At 42.0% G+C, this 19,038-nt stretch carries 16 protein-coding genes; 9 read left to right on the forward strand and 7 right to left on the reverse strand.

What is annotated here, in order from left to right:
- Nucleotides 1-76 precede the first annotated feature (76 nt).
- From IEV36_RS18845 to IEV36_RS14265, 3 genes are all read right to left on the reverse strand, one after another.
- Complete coding sequence (locus tag IEV36_RS18845; RefSeq protein WP_227591694.1) at nt 77-991, reverse strand: hypothetical protein; 915 nt, start codon at nt 989-991, stop codon at nt 77-79.
- 1,001 nt (nt 992-1,992) lie between these two features.
- Nucleotides 1,993-2,889 (reverse strand): alpha/beta hydrolase, encoded by an 897-nt coding sequence (locus IEV36_RS14260; protein ID WP_005256162.1) that lies wholly within the window; start codon nt 2,887-2,889, stop codon nt 1,993-1,995.
- A 17-nt stretch (nt 2,890-2,906) separates the two neighbouring features.
- On the reverse strand, nt 2,907-3,794 hold the full coding sequence (locus IEV36_RS14265) for a hypothetical protein (RefSeq protein WP_005256163.1): 888 nt from the start codon (nt 3,792-3,794) through the stop codon (nt 2,907-2,909).
- Between the two features lie 182 nt (nt 3,795-3,976).
- On the opposite strand from IEV36_RS14265, the gene IEV36_RS14270 reads away from it, so the two are divergent.
- Nucleotides 3,977-5,017 (forward strand): AraC family transcriptional regulator, encoded by a 1,041-nt coding sequence (locus IEV36_RS14270; RefSeq protein WP_005256165.1) that lies wholly within the window; start codon nt 3,977-3,979, stop codon nt 5,015-5,017.
- 236 nt (nt 5,018-5,253) lie between these two features.
- Nucleotides 5,254-5,424, forward strand: coding sequence for a hypothetical protein (locus tag IEV36_RS14275; RefSeq protein ID WP_005256166.1), 171 nt, complete (start codon nt 5,254-5,256; stop codon nt 5,422-5,424).
- 120 nt (nt 5,425-5,544) lie between these two features.
- On the opposite strand, the gene IEV36_RS14280 is transcribed toward IEV36_RS14275, so the two are convergent.
- From IEV36_RS14280 to IEV36_RS14290, 3 genes are all read right to left on the reverse strand, one after another.
- On the reverse strand, nt 5,545-6,828 hold the full coding sequence (locus IEV36_RS14280) for a ribonucleotide-diphosphate reductase subunit beta (RefSeq protein ID WP_004770757.1): 1,284 nt from the start codon (nt 6,826-6,828) through the stop codon (nt 5,545-5,547).
- 143 nt (nt 6,829-6,971) lie between these two features.
- The gene (locus tag IEV36_RS14285) at nt 6,972-7,103 is read right to left on the reverse strand and encodes a hypothetical protein (RefSeq protein WP_004655460.1); all 132 of its coding nucleotides are present in this window, start codon (nt 7,101-7,103) and stop codon (nt 6,972-6,974) included.
- A gap of 69 nt (nt 7,104-7,172) precedes the next feature.
- Nucleotides 7,173-10,013 (reverse strand): ribonucleoside-diphosphate reductase subunit alpha, encoded by a 2,841-nt coding sequence (locus tag IEV36_RS14290; protein ID WP_004770761.1) that lies wholly within the window; start codon nt 10,011-10,013, stop codon nt 7,173-7,175.
- Nucleotides 10,014-10,557: 544 nt separating this feature from the next.
- Between IEV36_RS14290 and bfmR the strand changes: the two genes are divergently transcribed.
- Both bfmR and bfmS read left to right on the forward strand, forming a co-directional pair.
- On the forward strand, nt 10,558-11,274 hold the full coding sequence (gene bfmR, locus IEV36_RS14295) for a response regulator transcription factor BfmR (RefSeq protein ID WP_004770762.1): 717 nt from the start codon (nt 10,558-10,560) through the stop codon (nt 11,272-11,274).
- 106 nt (nt 11,275-11,380) lie between these two features.
- Nucleotides 11,381-13,021: a sensor histidine kinase BfmS gene (gene bfmS / locus IEV36_RS14300; RefSeq protein ID WP_005256169.1), complete on the forward strand. Its 1,641-nt coding sequence runs from the start codon at nt 11,381-11,383 to the stop codon at nt 13,019-13,021.
- Nucleotides 13,022-13,140: 119 nt separating this feature from the next.
- Here bfmS and IEV36_RS14305 read toward each other — a convergent pair whose 3' ends face one another.
- Nucleotides 13,141-13,497 carry a hypothetical protein gene (locus IEV36_RS14305; RefSeq protein ID WP_004770764.1) on the reverse strand — a complete coding sequence of 119 codons (357 nt, stop codon included), beginning with the start codon at nt 13,495-13,497 and terminating at the stop codon, nt 13,141-13,143.
- Between the two features lie 582 nt (nt 13,498-14,079).
- Here IEV36_RS14305 and IEV36_RS14310 point away from each other — a divergent pair.
- The 5 genes from IEV36_RS14310 to nuoF all read left to right on the forward strand — a co-directional run bounded on the left by IEV36_RS14310 (nt 14,080) and on the right by nuoF (nt 19,035).
- Nucleotides 14,080-14,631: an NADH-quinone oxidoreductase subunit A gene (locus tag IEV36_RS14310; protein ID WP_004770765.1), complete on the forward strand. Its 552-nt coding sequence runs from the start codon at nt 14,080-14,082 to the stop codon at nt 14,629-14,631.
- A 6-nt stretch (nt 14,632-14,637) separates the two neighbouring features.
- Nucleotides 14,638-15,315 (forward strand): NuoB/complex I 20 kDa subunit family protein, encoded by a 678-nt coding sequence (locus IEV36_RS14315; RefSeq protein ID WP_004655450.1) that lies wholly within the window; start codon nt 14,638-14,640, stop codon nt 15,313-15,315.
- Between the two features lie 88 nt (nt 15,316-15,403).
- Nucleotides 15,404-17,191 (forward strand): NADH-quinone oxidoreductase subunit C/D, encoded by a 1,788-nt coding sequence (gene nuoC, locus IEV36_RS14320; protein ID WP_004770766.1) that lies wholly within the window; start codon nt 15,404-15,406, stop codon nt 17,189-17,191.
- 12 nt (nt 17,192-17,203) lie between these two features.
- On the forward strand, nt 17,204-17,713 hold the full coding sequence (nuoE, locus tag IEV36_RS14325; RefSeq protein ID WP_004770767.1) for an NADH-quinone oxidoreductase subunit NuoE: 510 nt from the start codon (nt 17,204-17,206) through the stop codon (nt 17,711-17,713).
- Complete coding sequence (nuoF, locus tag IEV36_RS14330) at nt 17,710-19,035, forward strand: NADH-quinone oxidoreductase subunit NuoF (RefSeq protein ID WP_005256170.1); 1,326 nt, start codon at nt 17,710-17,712, stop codon at nt 19,033-19,035. The genes nuoE and nuoF overlap by 4 nt, the downstream gene beginning before the upstream one ends.
- Nucleotides 19,036-19,038 lie beyond the last annotated feature (3 nt).

A 19,038-nucleotide genomic window follows, 5' to 3' on the forward strand; every position in this document is an offset into this window, starting at 1 on the left:
GGTTGATAGAGGATAGTAATACCTTTGGTACGGGAGAAGAGGTATTGCAAGGATGACCTCTTCTCAATAAGTTTTTTTATTTTAATTGATGGCTATAAATATGGGTGTCTTTTTTACTCTCATACACTGAGCCATCTACCCAAAAAACTTGGTCAGAGTTTGCTTCAACTCCTAGTACTCTGAGATAGCCTTTAATTGCTAATTTTTGCCAAGATGTACCCCAGTCTTTTGAATAAAAGACTGCATTTGCAGAAACTGTTCCTCCAGAGCTTGTTGGTTTGCGCCAAGTACTTGGTTGCAAAATGCGCGCTGCAATATGTTCACTCATTATGGTAATCAAAAGTGCATCATGGGTTATCCAAATATCATAAACATATGAAGAACCATTAAAAGGTGAAAAAGGATGGGGTAAAGTTCCATGTATTTTCCAACTTAAATTTTCTGGGAGTAACTCTGCAATCACATCTTGATCTTGATCCATATAATTCTGAATGGTAATAACTTTACCTTGGGTATTCTGCGCTAATTTCTTGATTGCTAAACCCTGAATGCGCTTAACTTCACCCATGACCCATTTATCATTGATTCGATCAAGTTTAGCTTGGGTCGTCACTTGGAATGAGCCTGTAGTTAGAGCTCGACTAAAAACCTGTGTTACCCATAAGATTGCATGATCATCATGTAACTGAGTAATAAAAGCTTTTATTTCTCCAAGATCATCGGCCTTCCAGTCTGGGGCTAAATTGGATTTATCTGTCAGAGAAGTGATATCAAATAGAAGAGGGGCAGAAGCCATAATGGTTTCTATATTTTTTCCTTGATCTTTAGAAAAATAAAGTCCACTTGGTTGATTAGCTGCCAGTCCTTCTGTTGGTTGCTCAAAGGAAAAGTCTTTCCATACCCAGAGTGCATTGTCTTTATATGCTGTAGGACGAACCGTCCATGCTTGTTGCTCAACTGAGGAAAAAAGCCTTCGTTCTGAATTTTCCAATGACGGCCTTGATCATCACTACGGAATACGGCAGTTTGTTTTGAATAATCTTGTTGACCTTTATTAAGATCCGTTAAGACTAATACGCTATTTAATATGGGCACTAAACAACCCACTCCTTCAAATCGTGCGACTTCTTCGAAATGCCCCTGATCATTAAGTCGTGAGATGTATGTGATCGGTATCTCTTTACTGAATCCGAGGAAGTTGCTGTACTCGTCAGCTTTTTTAGGAGGGAGTAATGTGTTTAGATCGAAAGATTTGCTAGGCTTATCATAACTAAAATATGTGGAATCACTTCGGGCGACTAACCATGTTCCACTGGGAGTGATTTTTATGCCTGTACAATATTGTTGCATTTCTCTTTGGAAAGGGCTCTCTACACTACCAATAATTTTATTTTGTGGCTTTTCGCCCAGCCACTCATATTTTGCTGCCGTTATAATAGTGAGGTAGATTCCTAATATTGTAAGAATTAATACAATAAAAAACCATTTAAGGCGAACGTAAGACATTGGATTCGAAAGCTCGTTATTTGTTATTAATAATCTAAACGTGAGATAAATAAAGGTTAAAATCTAAAAATGTTTTTGCTACTGAGATAAGAATAATATACAACATAAGATATTTATAATCTTATGCCACGTTATTATTAGATAACAACGTGGCATCGTTAAATGACAGATAGTTTGAGATAAAATTAGTTAAATAAATCAAATGCTTTAAGTTTTTTTGTGACAGATAATCTTAACTGATTTTGCTCCATAAGTTAGGATTTTTTAAGAATTTGTGTCACATAAGTTAAGATTTTCCCATATCATGGAATTCTTTTAATTAAGAATCTAATAAAAAGTTTTTAATGTGGGAAAATAGTAAGTATGATTAAATTCTACGAAATGCATCATTATTGAACAAAAATCTGCGCACATTATTATCCAATATAGATGTATGGCTGCGCAGATTTGTACTAGAACAATCAAAAAAGACTGCTTTTAAACATACTACACTGGCATTATACGAAGCAGAAACTTAAGTTGATCTGTGACTACCTTTTCAAAAGCTTCACCAAGATAAATGTCGAAGTGACCTTCCTCGTATATATGGATTTCACCCTGAGGTGCCTTGCGTACATGGCGCAGGGTTGCCTTCGATGGAGCTACCGAATCTGTAGAACACACAGCAAAGAAAGCAGGGCAATTGAGCTTGGCAGCATCCCTACCTGGATAATAACGCATGATGTTTAATGCGATGCGGGCGGCCACATAGTTTTTTACGGAGTTATCTTTGGGCATAAGGCTAAAATAGCCCGAAAGAGCATCTGGCGTAGTCATGAGAGCTCTTGATAGAGGCTTTCCGCTGGTTGCTATGTATTTGGGTTCGGCACCTAGCCAAGCGCCAATCTGATCGGCAATAGCGAGTGGCATGATTTTCATAGAGGAGATAGGGTTTATGGCCATGCTTGATGCCCAACCATCGGTGAATGGGCATTGTGATATAACGCCAGAAACTCGTTTGTCGGCCGCAGCCGCAGCTATTGCGTGACCACCTCCAAATGAAGTGCCCCACAAAACGATTCTAGTTCCGTCAACGTCCTCACTGTCCCGAACAAAGTTTATGGCTGCTTGCCAGTCTTCAAGCTGTTTTTGAATATCTAATAACTGACGAGGCTGCCCTTCACTGTCACCAAAATGACGGTAGTCAAATAGTAAACAAGCATAGCCTGCTTCGCAAAAGCGTTCGGCATATGCCGGAAGGCGCATAGTTTTTACAGAACCTAGACCATGCCCCATTACGATAACTGGTGCTGGCTTTTTGCTATCAGGCAGGTATAACCAACCGTGGCATTTGAGGCCATGAGAATAAAAATAGACATCACGGCGATTTGGTAGGGTTGTCATATTGGTAAACTCTCTATTCAGTTTGAAAGTGTTGTTGAGTTATTCATCTGATATTCGCGTAATAGCAAAACATCAGAATTTACGGTTAGTTGAATTTCATCAACCACCAACGTATTGTTGAATCTGAGAGTTTCCGTACCCGCGGTATAGTTCGATAGGAAGTGTTTGATATCTTTATAGGTAATAAATGCTACACCGTCGTAAGGATTTTCAAAATTTAGTGACGGTTCTCTGACGGTATGAATCTGATCATAGCCAATCATAGAAATTAAACTAACGTTATCTACTACAAGCTTAGCGTGTTGATCAATCCAATAGTCTTGTGCCTGCTGTCTCGTCTTACCTAGTGGGCATCGGGTCAAAACTGTAATATGAACAGGGTTCTCAATGTCGCTTCTGCCGTTTTCATATACAGTGAAGCGTCGATCACTTTCATTCAATACCACACTGGATGCGATAGCATGCAGTGAATCACTTATATTCTTAAGTGTTTCAATTTGCTGAGATGAAAGCTTGGTATCGAATTGCAACTCTAATAGCGCATCGAAATGCGGTTTATAATTAACGGAAAAAGGTGCTGCTGGAGTTACACCACTGATTGTGCACAGGAAATGAGATACTGCGGAGCTTCTCGCAAAAATAAAGGGAGCCATCAGGACACCACTCATGCTGACATCGTGAAATTGTCGAAAGGACACATACCCTAGTTTTTTTTGCGTATTAGAGATTTGAGAAGCCACTGTAGTTAATAGTTGCTGAAAAAATTCACTCTGGGGTAGATTAGGCTGCCGTTTTAGCATAATAAAAATAGTTGTATTGCAAGACTCCACTGGTTTAACTCGATTTGGATTCTCAGGAAGACGTGTAAACAGTGCCCGTTTCATTAATTCTTTCGCAATGCTCATTAAAATCTCCGCTCATTCACATGTATAGGCTATTACTCCGAGGTCAAAGATATTGGTTTTAATGGCTTAAACCTTAGAAGTTGTGCTTATAATCTTACCAATGAATATGGGGACATCGACTATGTTGAGATAGGCCAAATGAGTTTATAATTTAGGCCAAATGGCTCAAAAGAGAGGCGGAGATGGACTACTGGCTGACAGTTCGTGATCCATCCAGTGTTAATTTACTGGTTAAATTTGGAGAAGAGCGTGGAGTTCAATCTGAAGTATTACTTCGCAAAACTGGACTTGCTCATGAGCATCTAGTTGATCCTAATGTCGAGATTCAGGCTGAGCAAGAATTACTTGTGATCAATAACTTGATCAAGGCATTAAAAAATCCTCCTCTTCTTGGTCTGGAAGTTGGTCTTCGTTACGGCTTTACCACATATGGTGTTTGGGGGCTTGCACTAATGAGTAGTGCAACTGTCGGAGATGCACTTTCCTTAGCGCTGCGATTTCAGAAACTAACCTCCGCATTTACCAAGGTCGACATTCATCAGACTGAGCAATACATTGTCGCAAATTTCCAACCACCGCCTGTGGATGAACCAGTTCGATCCTTTCTAGCTCATCGTGATTTGGCAGGTACAGTTCGCCTAATTTCGGAAGTAGCAGGTGCGACCTGTGTACTAAGTTTGGTCGAACTTACTATTCCACGTTCAACGGTTGATCCAATATGTGATGAGTTTATGAATTGGGCACATTGTCCTGTGAAGTTAGGTGCAGAGGGGAATACTCTGATGCTAAATGCTCACGACCTTAATTTGCGTCTTCCAAATGCAAATCCCTTAGCAGCCTCTTTAGGGGAGCAGATGTGTGCGGCACTGCAAGAGCGCCGAAGAGTTCGTTATGGCATAGTCGAATTGGTGCGTTCCCAATTACTCCTTCCAACTGGAAATCTTGTACCAGATTTACCGCATCTGGCGAAATTACTGTATACCTCTGAACGCACACTCAAGCGTCGTCTCCAAGCAGAAGGAACATCTTTCCGTAAAATATTTGCTTCGGTACAACAACAACTCGCCTGCGAACTTTTACAGGATAGCGAGCTATCAATCAATGAAATCGCAGTACGGACTGGGTATAGTGATGACTCAGCATTTTCTCAAGCTTTCAAACGTTGGAAGGGCATAACTCCAGGTCAGTGGCGTAGGCATGTTGAACAAGATAAGGATAGATGAAAGGGATATTTCTGCTGATATAGAGTGTAGCTACTCTCTATTGAAGTAAGTAAAGCAGAAGGTTTATCAGAAAGTTTTAGATCTTGTAGCAAGACAGGGCTATAGTTTACCCACAAAAAACTGTAAATACTTGGTTTCTATATTGTGGCTTGCAAAGAGAAATCACGAAAGATATTGCTATATTAATAAGTAAGGTGCATGAGGGTTTATGATTTAAATATAAAGAAATTATAGAGATGCTTGATAATACTGTTTACTCAAGCGAGCTTCTATTAAGCAATATTATCCAAGTGATTCTAAATTTAGATGATGAAGTTGGTAAGTTAGTTTTCGATGGTTTAAAGGCTTCTTTTGCTATAGATTCTAAAGAGTATCAATATTTAGCAAATTTTGATTTGATTCACTGATAAAAAATAGAGCCATTAGGCTCTATTTTTTAATTAATGTAGTTGATGGGATTTGTAACAATCTCGAAATATGTGTCAAAAATCTCACATCAACTGTCATTCAGCGGTTGTTAATCAAACTTACCAGCTTAACGCACCACCAGTTTGGTAATCCGTTACACGCGTTTCAAAGAAGTTCTTCTCTTTACGCAAGTCCATCATCTCAGACATCCAGCCAAACGGGTTAGTTACACCAGCAAACTGCTCTGGTAAACCAAGTTGCGCTAAACGACGGTTACAGATGAACTTCAAGTATTCTTCCATCATGCTTGCGTTCATACCCAATACACCACGTGGCATGGTGTCACGCGCATATTCGATCTCAAGCATAGTGCCTTCAAGAATCATTTGAATCACTTCTTCTTGGAACTCAGCAGTCCACAAGTGCGGGTTCTCGATCTTGATCTGGTTGATCATGTCGATACCGAAGTTCAAGTGCATAGACTCATCACGCAAGATGTATTGGAACTGCTCAGCAACACCATTCATCTTGTTACGACGACCCATACTCAAGATTTGAGTAAAGCCACAGTAGAAGAAGATCCCTTCAAGAACACAGTAGAATGCGATCAAGTTACGAAGTAAACGTTGGTCGTTTTCAGGTGTGCCTGTGTTGAAAGTAGGATCACTTAAAGATTGAGTGTACTTCAAGCCCCATGATGCTTTACGCGCAACACTTGGAATCTCGCGGTACATGTTGAAGACTTCGCCTTCGTCCATACCCAAAGATTCGATACAGTATTGGTAAGCATGTGTGTGAATCGCTTCTTCAAATGCTTGACGCAAGATGTACTGACGACATTCTGGGTTGGTAATGTGACGGTAAATCGCCAATACCAAGTTGTTTGCAACCAATGAATCGGCAGTCGAGAAGAAACCTAAAGAACGCATGATAATGGTACGCTCATCTTCGGTTAAGCCATTTTCAGACTTCCAAAGTGCGATATCGTGGTTCATGTTGACTTCTTGTGGCATCCAGTGGTTTGCGCACCCGTCGAGGTACTTCTGCCAAGCCCACTCGTATTTGAATGGAACAAGCTGGTTCAAGTCTGCACGACAGTTGATCATGGCTTTATCATCAACCTGAACGCGCTGAGCGCCCATTTCAAGTTCTTCTAAACCCGGTGCAACGTCTAGGTGTTCTAGGGCTGCAGATGCTCGAGCCAGCGAATCGGCTGAATCTGTTGATCGCACGGTACTGGTTCCAGCGGATTGTGGAGCTGCCACGCGCGGCGATGATTGCTCTGAATCAGATACCACTTGCGTATTAACCGTTTTTTGCGTGTCGATGGGCGCAGACTTGTGTTCAGGTGCAGTCGGTTTTTGCGAATCATCTTCAAAATCGTCCCAACTAAGGATAGACATATCAATTCTCTCTTCGTTGCTTTATATCTTTTATGAAGACATCTCAATCAAGAAGATGTCCTTACTATACGCTCAATTTGTGTAAGCAAAATTAAGTTTTATTGATTGATTTTTTATAAGTGACCAGTGGGCACTGACAATCCCTAAGACTTATTTTGATTACGCTGTTGTCTACGTATTTTAAAAAACGCGTAAACGAGGGGGATATAAAACACTAGAAAGGCACAAATCAGAACAATCACACCAAATTGATAATTATGACTGAGATGGAACATGATCTATGCCTCTATAGATTTAAATCTTGCAAGGCCCTTCCAGAGTGAGAAGGGCGTATGCGGATTTAATTACTGACAAGCTTCACAGTCTGGATTGTCGATTGAACAAGCCATTGGTACTGGTGCTGCTGTCGTAAAACCATCTTCTTCAACTGGAGTTTCTGGTTTTTTCTCTGCAACCGCCGCAGGTGCTGCTGCAACAACAGGCGCTTCAACCGATGCTGGTTTTACTGCATTGAGTGCACCCGTATTAATGGTTGATTTCTCAGCAGAGGTCGCACCTAAAGCTCGGAGGTAATATGTGGTTTTAAGACCACGTAACCATGCCATCTTATAAGTGATGTCAAGTTTCTTACCGTTCGCGCCAGCGATATAAAGGTTCAATGACTGTGCTTGGTCGATCCATTTTTGACGACGTGATGCAGCATCTACGATCCAGCGCGTATCAACTTCAAACGCTGTTGCGAAGATTGCTTTTAATTCGTCAGGAATACGTGCAATCTTTTGAACCGAACCTTCAAAGTGTTTCAGGTCGTTTACCATCACTGTATCCCAAAGACCACGTTCTTTTAATGCACGAACAAGGTAAGGGTTGATCACAGTGAATTCACCAGACAGGTTAGATTTCACATACAAGTTCTGGAATGTCGGCTCAATTGATTGAGACACGCCACAAATGTTTGAAATAGTTGCTGTTGGTGCAATCGCCATTACATTCGAGTTACGCATACCGTCTTTTTGAACTTTGGCACGTAAAGTGTCCCAGTCTAAACGTTGAGTGCGATCTACTTCGAACATGCGTTCTGGACGTGATTTTGCAACGATTTCTAAAGAGTCGATTGGTAGGATGCCTTGATCCCACAATGAACCTTTGAATGTCGAGTAAGCGCCACGTTCGATTGCAAGATTGCTTGATGTTTCGATTGCGTAGTAGCTGATCACTTCCATCGATTCATCAGCAAAATCAACTGCTGCGTCAGAACCGTAAGCAAGATTCATTTCATATAATGCATCTTGGAAGCCCATGATACCCATACCCACAGGGCGGTGTTTCATGTTTGAGTTTTTCGCTTGTGGAACAGCGTAGTAGTTGATGTCGATTACGTTATCGAGCATGCGTACCGCAGTTTTTACTGTACGAGCAAGCTTCTCACGGTCTAACACACCACCTTGAACGTGTTGTACAAGGTTGATCGAACCTAAGTTACATACCGCGATTTCGTCTTGGTTGGTATTTAAGGTGATTTCTGTACACAAGTTCGATGAGTGAACCACGCCCACGTGTTGTTGTGGTGAACGTAAGTTACATACATCTTTGAACGTGATCCACGGATGACCTGTTTCGAATAACATCGAAAGCATTTTGCGCCATAAGTCTTTCGCACGTACTTTCTTGTGTAGCATGTTTTGTTCTTTTGCTACAGCTTCGTAGTGTGCATAACGCTCAGCAAATTCAGCACCTGTTAAGTCATGCAGGTCTGGTGTTTCAGAAGGGGTGAACAGCGTCCATTCCGCATCTTCAAATACACGTTGCATGAATAGATCAGGAACCCAGTTTGCAGTGTTCATGTCATGGGTACGACGGCGGTCATCACCTGTGTTTTTACGTAGCTCTAGGAATTCTTCAACATCCAAGTGCCAAGTTTCGAGGTACGCACAGACTGCACCTTTACGCTTACCACCCTGGTTAACCGCAACCGCTGTATCATTCGCAACTTTAAGGAATGGTACAACACCTTGTGATTTACCGTTGGTGCCTTTGATATAAGAGTTCAATGCACGTACAGGTGTCCAGTCATTACCTAAACCGCCCGCCCATTTTGACAGCATTGCGTTGTCACGCATTGCGCCGTAAATGTCATACAGGTCATCACCAATTGTGGTTAAGTAACAGCTTGATAACTGTGGACGTAACGTACCTGAGTTAAACAGGGTTGGTGTAGATGCCATGTAATCGAAGCTAGACAATAAGTCATAGAATTCGATTGCGCGGTCTTCTTTATGTTCTTCGTTGAGTGCAAGACCCATTGATACACGCATAAAGAATAATTGTGGTAATTCGAAACGTACACCATTCGAGTGAATGAAGTAACGGTCAAATAAAGTTTGTAGACCTAAATAGGTAAACTGGTTTGAGCGCTCTGGCTTGATTGCAGCTGCCAATTTTTCAAGGTCAAAGTCAAGCAGGTCAGCAGAAAGAAGATCAAGCTCAATACCTTTCTTCAAGAAGGTTTCTAAAGCATTGCCTTCAGGTGTATCTGAAGGTAGACCTAAGAATTCAAGACCTGTGCTCACCAATTCATTTGATAATAAACGTGCAGTCACATAAGTATAGTTTGGCTCTTGTTCGATACGCGTACGGGTCGCCATCATCATGGTCGTCGCGATATCGCTTTCTTTTACGCCGTTATATAAGTTTTTAACAGTCTCATCAACGATCGCTTGAACATCAATACCTTCCAAACCTTCGCTTGCCGTCTGGATGGTTGCAGTCAACGCATCAAGATCTAATGGCTGGAGCTGGCCATTGCTGTCGGTGATCTGAAGAGTAGGGTGATGGTTCGCACCAGTTTGCTGACGGGCACTTGCGCGTTGGTCACGATAGATCACATACGCACGGGCAACTTTTTGCTCGCCAGTACGCATCAGGGCCAATTCAACCTGATCCTGAATTTCTTCGATATGGATCGTGCCACCAGAAGGTAGGCGACGGTTAAATGTATTCATAACCATTTCTGTAAGTTGGGTGATGCGGTCATGGATACGACTAGAGTCAGTACCTTGTTGACCTTCAACAGCTAGAAATGCTTTCCCAATCGCAACAGAAATTTTCTCGGCATTAAATGGCGCAATCTCACCGGTGCGCTTAATGACCTGAAGTTGGCCAGGAGTAGAAGTGATGATGCTCATGTCAGCATAGCTCCATTATCATCTATTTTTATGTTCATTGACCGTTTGAATCGAGCAAAAAGCATGCCACGATGTTTGAGGGATAAACACAATACTTAGTGGTTAAAGTTTATTTTCAACACAAGATACGGGATTTTTAGTACTAGATCAATCCTTGACATTTTACTAATTTTTTTTTCATGTCTTAACTGCTGAATTCACAGGGACATAGCATAACAAAGCCATTAAAAAAGGCTTATAGATAACTCTGTGGATAAGTCAAAAAACAGACACTTAAATTGTTATAGGCGAAGAAAGAAACAAATTGTTTAACATTGGCACAAAATCTATACTAAACATCCATCCTGAAGAAAAAACGCTTACAATTCTGAAAAATATATTAAAATTCATAATTTTAATAAAAAGATAACAAAACAGGGTAAGCGTGTATCAGTTTGGTGAACGGCTACTTGTTTACAATGTAAACGTGTGTATATTGCAATTCATAAACCAATGTATCTGTCAGATTTCATAGACAGATTCACTCAGATTTTAGGGGCAACAAATGAGCCAAGAAGAAAAGTTACCGAAGATTTTGATTGTTGAAGATGACGAGCGTTTAGCGCGTTTAACACAAGAGTATTTGATTCGTAACGGTTTAGAAGTTGGTGTTGAAACTGATGGTAATCGTGCCATTCGTCGTATTATCAGCGAGCAGCCAGATTTAGTGGTTCTCGATGTGATGTTACCTGGTGCAGATGGCTTAACCGTTTGTCGTGAAGTTCGTCCGCATTATCATCAACCCATCTTGATGTTAACTGCTCGTACTGAAGATATGGATCAGGTACTGGGTCTGGAAATGGGCGCAGATGACTATGTTGCCAAGCCTGTTCAGCCACGCGTACTGTTAGCGCGTATTCGTGCCTTATTACGTCGTACCGATAAAACGGTTGAAGACGAAGTTGCACAACGTATCGAGTTTGATGATCTTGTGATTGATAACGGTGGTCGTTCGGTGACTTTAAATGGTGATCTGGTTGATTTCACCAGCGCTGAATATGACTTGTTATGGTTACTTGCCTCAAATGCGGGCCGTATCTTGTCTCGTGAAGATATCTTCGAGCGTTTACGCGGTATCGAATATGACGGTCAAGACCGTTCAATTGACGTACGTATCTCGCGTATCCGTCCAAAAATCGGTGATGACCCAGAAAATCCAAAACGTATTAAAACAGTACGTAGTAAAGGTTATCTCTTCGTTAAAGAAACCAACGGGATCTAAATCCCTAGAATCCTCCTTCTTTAAGGGGGATTCTTTCCTTTCTGCTAAGGACTTGCGTAGCAGGCTGCTCAAGCGGGGTTTTAATGAGCTTGGAATTATTTAGCTTATGGTAAGTCGAGTACTGAAAAACAGCATATTCTTGCGTATTTATGCTGGCTTGGTGGTTTTGGTTGTTGTCGTTGCCGCATTTTGTTATTTGCTGGTGCAGATTATCAACTACCAACGGGCGCAAGAATATCGTGAATCTCTGACCGATGGCATTTCCTATGTCATTAGTGAGGGGGTATCTCGCCAGCCAGAAAAACAACAGAAACTCGACTGGATTTCCGATGCATCTGATTTGCTGGAATTACCAATCTACTATGTGGATGCGGAACGGGTAGAGTTATCGCGTACCGAGAAAAAGCGCATTGCCGAGCAAAAGTCGGTGGTTCGTTATGATGCCAATAATGGGATTGGCTATATCATTATCGGTCTAAAAGACGATCCTAAGCATTTTCTCTATATCAAAGTCGATAAAATTGGCGAACGCCAGATGAAGGCGCTGCCGATTTTTGTACTGGATTATTTAATTTTCTATCCAGGACAAGAGCGTGAATATTTAGACCGAATCAAAAAGCATTTCTATTATCCGATTGAAATTGCAGATATTAAAGATATTAATCTGGATTCAGAGCAAATTGGTCGTTTACGCCAAGATCAAAGTATCTTGCTTTATAAAGACAGTGCAACAGTTCGTGGCACGACCATTTCGATTGTATCTCCAATGCCAAACCATCCTGCACAAGTGCTGATCCTAGGCCCAGTGCCGATGTTTAACTGGATGCCATTCCAGCTTTCAGCAGGGATTACCTTATTCAGCTTATTCTTGCTGAGTTTGGGTGTCTATGGTTTGATTCTGCCGCTTGAACGTAAAATCCGTCAGGTACGTTATGCCTTGAACAAGATGAAGTCAGGTGATTTGTCTTTACGTGTTCCGATTGAAGGAACCGATGAAATGGCGAATCTGGCATCAAGTTATAACAATATGTCGGATCATATTCAGCGTTTGATTGAAGCACAGCGTGAATTGATGCGTGCGGTATCACATGAACTCAGAACCCCTGTCGCACGAATCCGTTTTGGGATGGAAATGCTGGCAGAGGAAGATGACTATAATTACCGTATCCAGCAAGTCGATATGATTGATAAGGATATTGAAGCACTCAATACCCTGATTGATGAAATCATGACCTATGCCAAACTGGAGCAGGGCACACCATCTCTCGATTTTGAAGAAATTGTACTGGTTGAAGTTCTAGACCAAGTGGCAATGGAAACGGAAGCGCTGAAGACACAAAAAGAAATCGAGTTGATTGCACCACCAATGGCGTTGCAGGTCGATGCAGAGCGTCGCTATCTACACCGTGTGGTACAGAATCTGGTTGGAAATGCAGTGCGCTACTGTGACCATAAGGTGCGTATTAGTGGTGGTATCCGTGCCGATGGCAATGCCTATGTCTGCGTTGAAGATGATGGGCCGGGGATTCCTGAGCAGGAGCGCGCCCGTATCTTTGAAGCCTTTGCGCGTCTGGATGATAGTCGTACTCGTGCTTCAGGTGGTTATGGACTTGGTTTGTCGATTGTCAGCCGTATTGCTTACTGGTTTGGTGGTACCATTCAGGTTGATCAGAGTCCAAATCTGGGCGGTGCACGTTTTATCATGACTTGGCCCGCAAAACGATATAAGCAAGTCTTAAAGAAATAATCAAAGAAAAAGGAATGGCAAGCACCATTCCTTTTTTGTTTTAAAGCCCATAAAAAAGCCAAAGCGATAAACGCTTTGGTTCAATTGAAATAAAAACTTTTAAATCAATTCATCTACTTTTACTCATGAACCGAAGGATCTGGTTCGATCAATGGTTTGCCTGAGCGAAGCGCATGTAATGCGTCGGCATTGAAATCAATCAGTAGGGAATTGTTTTTAATATCGATTTTATAGCCTTGGATCAGTGCCTGATCTCCATTTAAGGTTTCAACTTTATAACTGTCTGCAATATTAAGAATACTTTCTAAATTGGTTGTGGTTGCGGCAAAATCCTCTCTAAATACTTCATAGATATCTCTTAAATCGAAAATTGCATTATCAGCATCTGGATGTTTTCGAACATAACTTTCTATATGACGCATGAGTAGTTGTGAAAAAAAGAAATAATCCGAGTCGTGTGTGTATTCTAGATGCATGTTTTTCTCCTTCTTTACTTCTATTAGAATAACGATCTATTGCTCGAGCTGTGTATAAAGATAATTAAAGTATTTAGCTGAATTGCAACATATTATGTCGAAATGACAACTTGATTTCAGTGTGATCTTTTAGTCGGATAAATTGCTTCATCTGCCTGTTTAAATCATTGTTTAATAGAATAGGGATTCTCCGCTTGATAAATACAAATATAGAGGGGGAGGTGAATAATTTTTGTTTAAATTTTCAGCACAAATTTGTATCAATGCAATGATTTAGTTCGTGCTGCCATATTTAGGAACATTACGCAGAAATGATGAATGTTTTTGATGCACTAATAAAGAAAAAAATGATCAATATAGAGTCTTTGATTAGATAATTCGATTTCTAGGGGTGAATTAACCATGATCTTGTATATATCAGTAACTTTATGGACAAAATCATCCGAAAGACTAAAGCGCTTCAACTAGCATGAGAAATTAGAAATCAGGTACAATTGGCGGGATTAATTTTGTGTTTGGTGTATTTGAAGGCCAATACATACATTCTTTGTTAAAAATAGGCCTGCCAGGAGTTATCCCCGCATGAGTGCCATTACTCCATACGATTGGGCAATTATTGCCTTCGTGATCGGCGTTACATTTCTTTGCGTTTTTATGCTCACTGTTCCCTTACTCCTAGGGGGTAAAGCATGGGGACGTGCGAAGCAAGAGCAGTTTGAGTCAGGTGTAGTTGGTGCGGGCGGTGCTCGTATCCGCTTGTCTGCCAAGTTCTATTTAGTTGCAATTTTCTTTGTGGTTTTCGATCTGGAAGCCCTCTATCTCTACGCTTGGTCAACTTCAGTTCGTGAAGTCGGTTGGGTTGGTTTTGCAACTGCCGCAGTCTTTATTCTAGTTTTATTAATTGGTTTGATTTACGAACTTTCAACAGGCGCACTCAACTGGGCTCCTTCTGATCGCCGTAAAGCTGCTGGTGTTAAAACTAATATCGGTTCGCCAAATATGAACATTGCTGACATTACCCGATTCAATAACATTGAAGAGTTGGTTGTCGATCCTACTGGTCATATTCCAGCACAGTCTTCTGGTCGTGTTAAATCTAAAACACCGACTACCTCAACATCTGAACAGGAGTAAGTCGGGATGAAATATACTTTAACCCGTGCGAATCCGGATGCCGATCAATATCCATTACAAGATCGTCAAATTGTCACTGATCCTCTTGAGGAAGAAGTTAATAAAAGTGTGATGATGACACGTCTTGAAGATGTGTTGCATACAGCGGTGAACTGGGGGCGTAAAAACTCTTTGTGGCCATTTAACTTTGGTACTTCATGCTGCTACGTTGAATATGCAACCACATTAACCGGCGTTCATGACTTGTCACGTTTTGGTGCCGAGGTTATTCGTGCTTCGCCGCGTCAGGCAGACTTGATGATTGTTGCAGGGACCTGCTTTGTCAAAATGGCACCTGTAATTCAACGTTTGTATGAACAAATGCTTGAGCCTAAATGGGTCATCTCAATGGGTGCTTGTGCTAACTCTGGTGGTATGTACGACATCTATTCTGTGGTTCAAGGTGTAGACAAAATTATTCCTGTTGATGTGTACATCCCAGGTTGCCCACCTCGTCCAGAAGCATTGATTCAAGCATTGATGTTACTTCAAGACCAAATTCAACTAGAGCGCCGTCCACTTTCAGCGGTTATTGGTGATGATCTTCAGCCTGTGTATAAGCCAAAGATGATGCCAGAACGTGACCGTAAAAATGCTGAACGTATTGCGGTGAAAAACTTACGCTCTATGGATGATATTAAATAATTTTAACGATGAGTTTTTGACGTATCCCGTGATGGATATGGTCATCGGAAAAATTGCCAGAATTTGTATTAAATAGGAAGCCAAGCCAATGGCTGAAACTGACATTGCTATGCCAGAATCAACTCCAGTTGATTCACGCCCAGCATTTGCAATCGTAGAAGAGCTCAAAACCAAATTTGGTGAGAACTTTTACGTGCAGGCGACTTTTGAAGAGTTTCCAACAGTCTGGGTTGAGCGCGCACGCGTGCAAGAAGTCCTTATGTTCCTCCGTAAAGTGGAACGTCCTTATGTCATGCTGTTTGACTTGTCTGCGGTAGATGAGCGTTTACGTGTTCACCGCGATGGTTTGCCAGCATCTGACTTCACCGTGTTCTATCATTTGTTATCGCTTGAGCGTAACAGTGACATCCGTATCAAAGTTGCGTTGAATGAAAATGATTTAAGCATTCCAACGGCAACCAATATTTGGCCAAACGCCAACTGGTACGAGCGAGAAGCTTACGATATGTTCGGTATCGATTTCGCAGGGCATCCAATGCTCCGTCGTATCTTGTTACCAACCTATTGGGAAGGTCATCCGTTACGTAAAGAATATTCTGCGCGTGCGACAGAATATACGCCGTACATGCAAGACCAGGCAAAGCAAGATTTCGAACAAGAACACTTACGCTTTGTGCCAGAAGACTGGGGTCTAAAACGCGGTAATGATGACGAAGACTTCATGTTCCTGAACTTGGGTCCTAACCATCCATCTGCGCACGGTGCGTTCCGTGTGGTATTACAGTTAGACGGCGAAGAAGTTAAAGACTGTGTGCCTGATATCGGTTATCACCACCGTGGTGTGGAAAAGATGGCTGAACGTCAAACATGGCATTCATTCATTCCTTATACGGATCGTGTTGACTACTTGGGTGGTTGTGCGCAAAACATGCCATACGTGATGGCTGTTGAACAAATGGCAGGGATTAAAGTTCCTGAGCGTGCACAAGTCATTCGTGTCATGTTGAACGAATTATTCCGTATCAATAACCACTTATTGTTCTGTGGTACAGCGATTCAGGATGCGGGTGGTATGACACCAGTATTCTATATGTTCGCAGACCGTCAAAAAGTCTATGACATCGTTGAAGCGATTACCGGTTACCGTATGCATCCAGCATGGTTCCGTATCGGTGGTACAGCACACGACCTTCCAAACAACTGGCAAAAACTTGTTAAAGAATTGCTAGAGTGGATGCCGAAGCGTTTGAACGAGTACTACACTGCTGCACTTAAAAACTCGGTATTTATTGGTCGTACGCGTAACGTTGCGCAATACGATGCTAAATCTGCATTGGCTTGGGGTGTAACAGGTACAGGTTTACGTGCGACAGGTATTGATTTCGACGTTCGTAAATATCGTCCATACAGTGGTTATGAAAACTTCGACTTTGATATTCCTGTGGAATATGAAGGCGATGCATACGCACGTGTCTTGGTTCACTTCCGTGAAATCACTGAATCATTGAAAATTATTCAACAGTGCTTGGATAACATGCCATCTGGTCCATATAAAGCGGATCACCCATTGGCTGTTCCACCACCAAAAGATAAGACATTACAAGATATTGAAACCTTGATTACGCACTTCTTAAGCGTATCTTGGGGTCCTGTAATGCCAGCAGGCGAGTCTTCATTTATGACTGAAGTTGTGAAGGGTGCGAGTACGTATTACCTCACTTCTGATAAGTCAACCATGAGTTATCGTACGCGTATTCGTACGCCAACGTTCACGCATTTACAGCAAATGCCATCTGTGATTAACGGCAGTCTGGTTTCTGACTTGATCATTTATTTGGCGACCATTGACGTGGTTATGGCTGACGTGGATCGCTAGGGGTAAACGATTATGATGATTTTGACTGATAAAAAACCACGTGTGAATGTTGAAGGAATTTTGACTGCTGACGAAATCCATGAGATTGAACATCACATTGGTCATTACCCATACCCACGTGCAGCCTCTCTGGATGCATTGAAGTGTGTACAGCGCCGTAATGGCTGGGTAGATGACGCACAAATGAATGCGATTGCACAATTGCTCAGCATGAGTGTGGCAGATCTGGAAGGCGTAGCAACGTTCTATAACCGAATCTACCGTCAACCTGTTGGCCGTCACGTGATTTTATTGTGTGACTCGATTGCATGCTTCTTGATGGGTGCAGAAACTTTGGCAGAAGCGTTCCAGCGCGAGTTGGGAATCCAGTATGGACAAACCACAGCAGATGGTCGTTTTACCTTGCTCCCAATTTGCTGTCTAGGCAACTGCGATAAAGGGCCAACCTTAATGATTGATGAAGATACCCACGGTTTAGTGGATGTGTCATCAGTTAAACAGTTATTGGAGAAGTATGTATGAATACTGAACCAAAACCAATTTATGGCGACGGTAATCCAGAAACTCATCCGCTGACTTGGCGTTTGAGCAAACAAGATGCAGTACGTAATGCTGACGAGTACGAAACACTAGAAGGCTATGCAGGCTTTAAAAAAGCACTGAGCATGCCACCAAAAGATGTACTTGAAGTCATTAAAGCTGCGACGGTAAAAGGTCGTGGTGGTGCAGGTTTCCCAGCAGGGATCAAATGGTCATTGATGGCACCAAACGATGGTGGCCCTCGCTATTTGATCTGTAATGCCGATGAAATGGAACCGGGTACCTTTAAAGACCGTTTGTTGATGGAAAAACTTCCACATCAATTGATCGAAGGTATGTTGATCGCTGGTTATACCCTAGAGGCAACTCAAGGTTATATCTTCATCCGTGGCGAATATATCGAAGCTGCTCAATACTTAAATGAAGCATTAGAGCAAATCCGTGCTAAAGGTTACCTAGGCGAAAATATCCTCGGAACTGGCTGGAACTTTGATTTACACGTTCATACAGGTGCTGGTCGTTATATTTGCGGTGAAGAAACTGCATTGATTAACTCGCTTGAAGGCCGTCGTGCCAATCCGCGTACTAAGCCACCATTCCCGCAAGTTGCAGGGGCATGGGGTCGTCCAACGATTGTAAACAACGTTGAGACCTACAATAACTTGCCAGCAATCATGTTGCGTGGTCCTGAGTGGTATATCAACCTTTCAGCAGGTAAGTCAAAAGATCCAGGCACCAAGATTTATGGTGCATCAGGTAAAGTCAAATTCCCTGGCCTTTGGGAACTTCCATTCGGTACAACTGCGCGTGAAGTGATTGAAGAACATGCGGGTGGTATGCGTGATGGTTTGACCTTGAAAGCCTGGTTACCAGGTGGGGCATCAACTGACTTCTTGGCAGCTGAACACATTGACCTACCAATGGATTCTGAAAGCATCATGAAAGCAGGTTCACGTTTAGGTACGTGTCTGTTGATGGTGGTCGATGAAACTCAATGTATGGTCTCTGCTACACGTAATTTAGAAGAATTCTTTGCGCGTGAATCATGTGGTTTCTGTACGCCATGCCGTGATGGTTTACCTTGGGCAGTTAAAGCGCTTAAAGCACTGGAAACAGGCGAAGGTAAGAAAGAAGATATCGAACATTTACAAGAGCTTACTCGTAAATTATGGATTGGTAAAACTTTCTGTGCTCACGCACCAGGTGCGATGGAGCCGCTTATGGGCGCACTTAAATATTTCCGTAGCGAGTTTGAAGCAAAGGTTAAAACCCATGCTCCAGCTCTAGACGTAGAACAAGCTTAAGGA

The sequence above is a fragment of the Acinetobacter vivianii genome, from assembly GCF_014635885.1.
Taxonomy (GTDB): domain Bacteria; phylum Pseudomonadota; class Gammaproteobacteria; order Pseudomonadales; family Moraxellaceae; genus Acinetobacter; species Acinetobacter vivianii.

Coding starts and splice junctions, on each gene's coding strand:
- nuoE (WP_004770767.1), top strand. CDS start 17,204: ATGATGATTTTGACTGATAAAAAACCACGTGTGAATGTTGAAGGAATT.
- IEV36_RS14285 (WP_004655460.1), bottom strand. CDS start 7,103: ATGTTCCATCTCAGTCATAATTATCAATTTGGTGTGATTGTTCTGATT.
- IEV36_RS14275 (WP_005256166.1), top strand. CDS start 5,254: ATGCTTGATAATACTGTTTACTCAAGCGAGCTTCTATTAAGCAATATT.
- IEV36_RS14265 (WP_005256163.1), bottom strand. CDS start 3,794: ATGAGCATTGCGAAAGAATTAATGAAACGGGCACTGTTTACACGTCTT.
- IEV36_RS14305 (WP_004770764.1), bottom strand. CDS start 13,497: ATGCATCTAGAATACACACACGACTCGGATTATTTCTTTTTTTCACAA.
- IEV36_RS14260 (WP_005256162.1), bottom strand. CDS start 2,889: ATGACAACCCTACCAAATCGCCGTGATGTCTATTTTTATTCTCATGGC.
- IEV36_RS14270 (WP_005256165.1), top strand. CDS start 3,977: ATGGACTACTGGCTGACAGTTCGTGATCCATCCAGTGTTAATTTACTG.
- nuoF (WP_005256170.1), top strand. CDS start 17,710: ATGAATACTGAACCAAAACCAATTTATGGCGACGGTAATCCAGAAACT.
- nuoC (WP_004770766.1), top strand. CDS start 15,404: ATGGCTGAAACTGACATTGCTATGCCAGAATCAACTCCAGTTGATTCA.
- bfmR (WP_004770762.1), top strand. CDS start 10,558: ATGAGCCAAGAAGAAAAGTTACCGAAGATTTTGATTGTTGAAGATGAC.
- IEV36_RS14310 (WP_004770765.1), top strand. CDS start 14,080: ATGAGTGCCATTACTCCATACGATTGGGCAATTATTGCCTTCGTGATC.
- bfmS (WP_005256169.1), top strand. CDS start 11,381: ATGGTAAGTCGAGTACTGAAAAACAGCATATTCTTGCGTATTTATGCT.
- IEV36_RS14280 (WP_004770757.1), bottom strand. CDS start 6,828: ATGTCTATCCTTAGTTGGGACGATTTTGAAGATGATTCGCAAAAACCG.
- IEV36_RS14315 (WP_004655450.1), top strand. CDS start 14,638: ATGAAATATACTTTAACCCGTGCGAATCCGGATGCCGATCAATATCCA.
- IEV36_RS14290 (WP_004770761.1), bottom strand. CDS start 10,013: ATGAGCATCATCACTTCTACTCCTGGCCAACTTCAGGTCATTAAGCGC.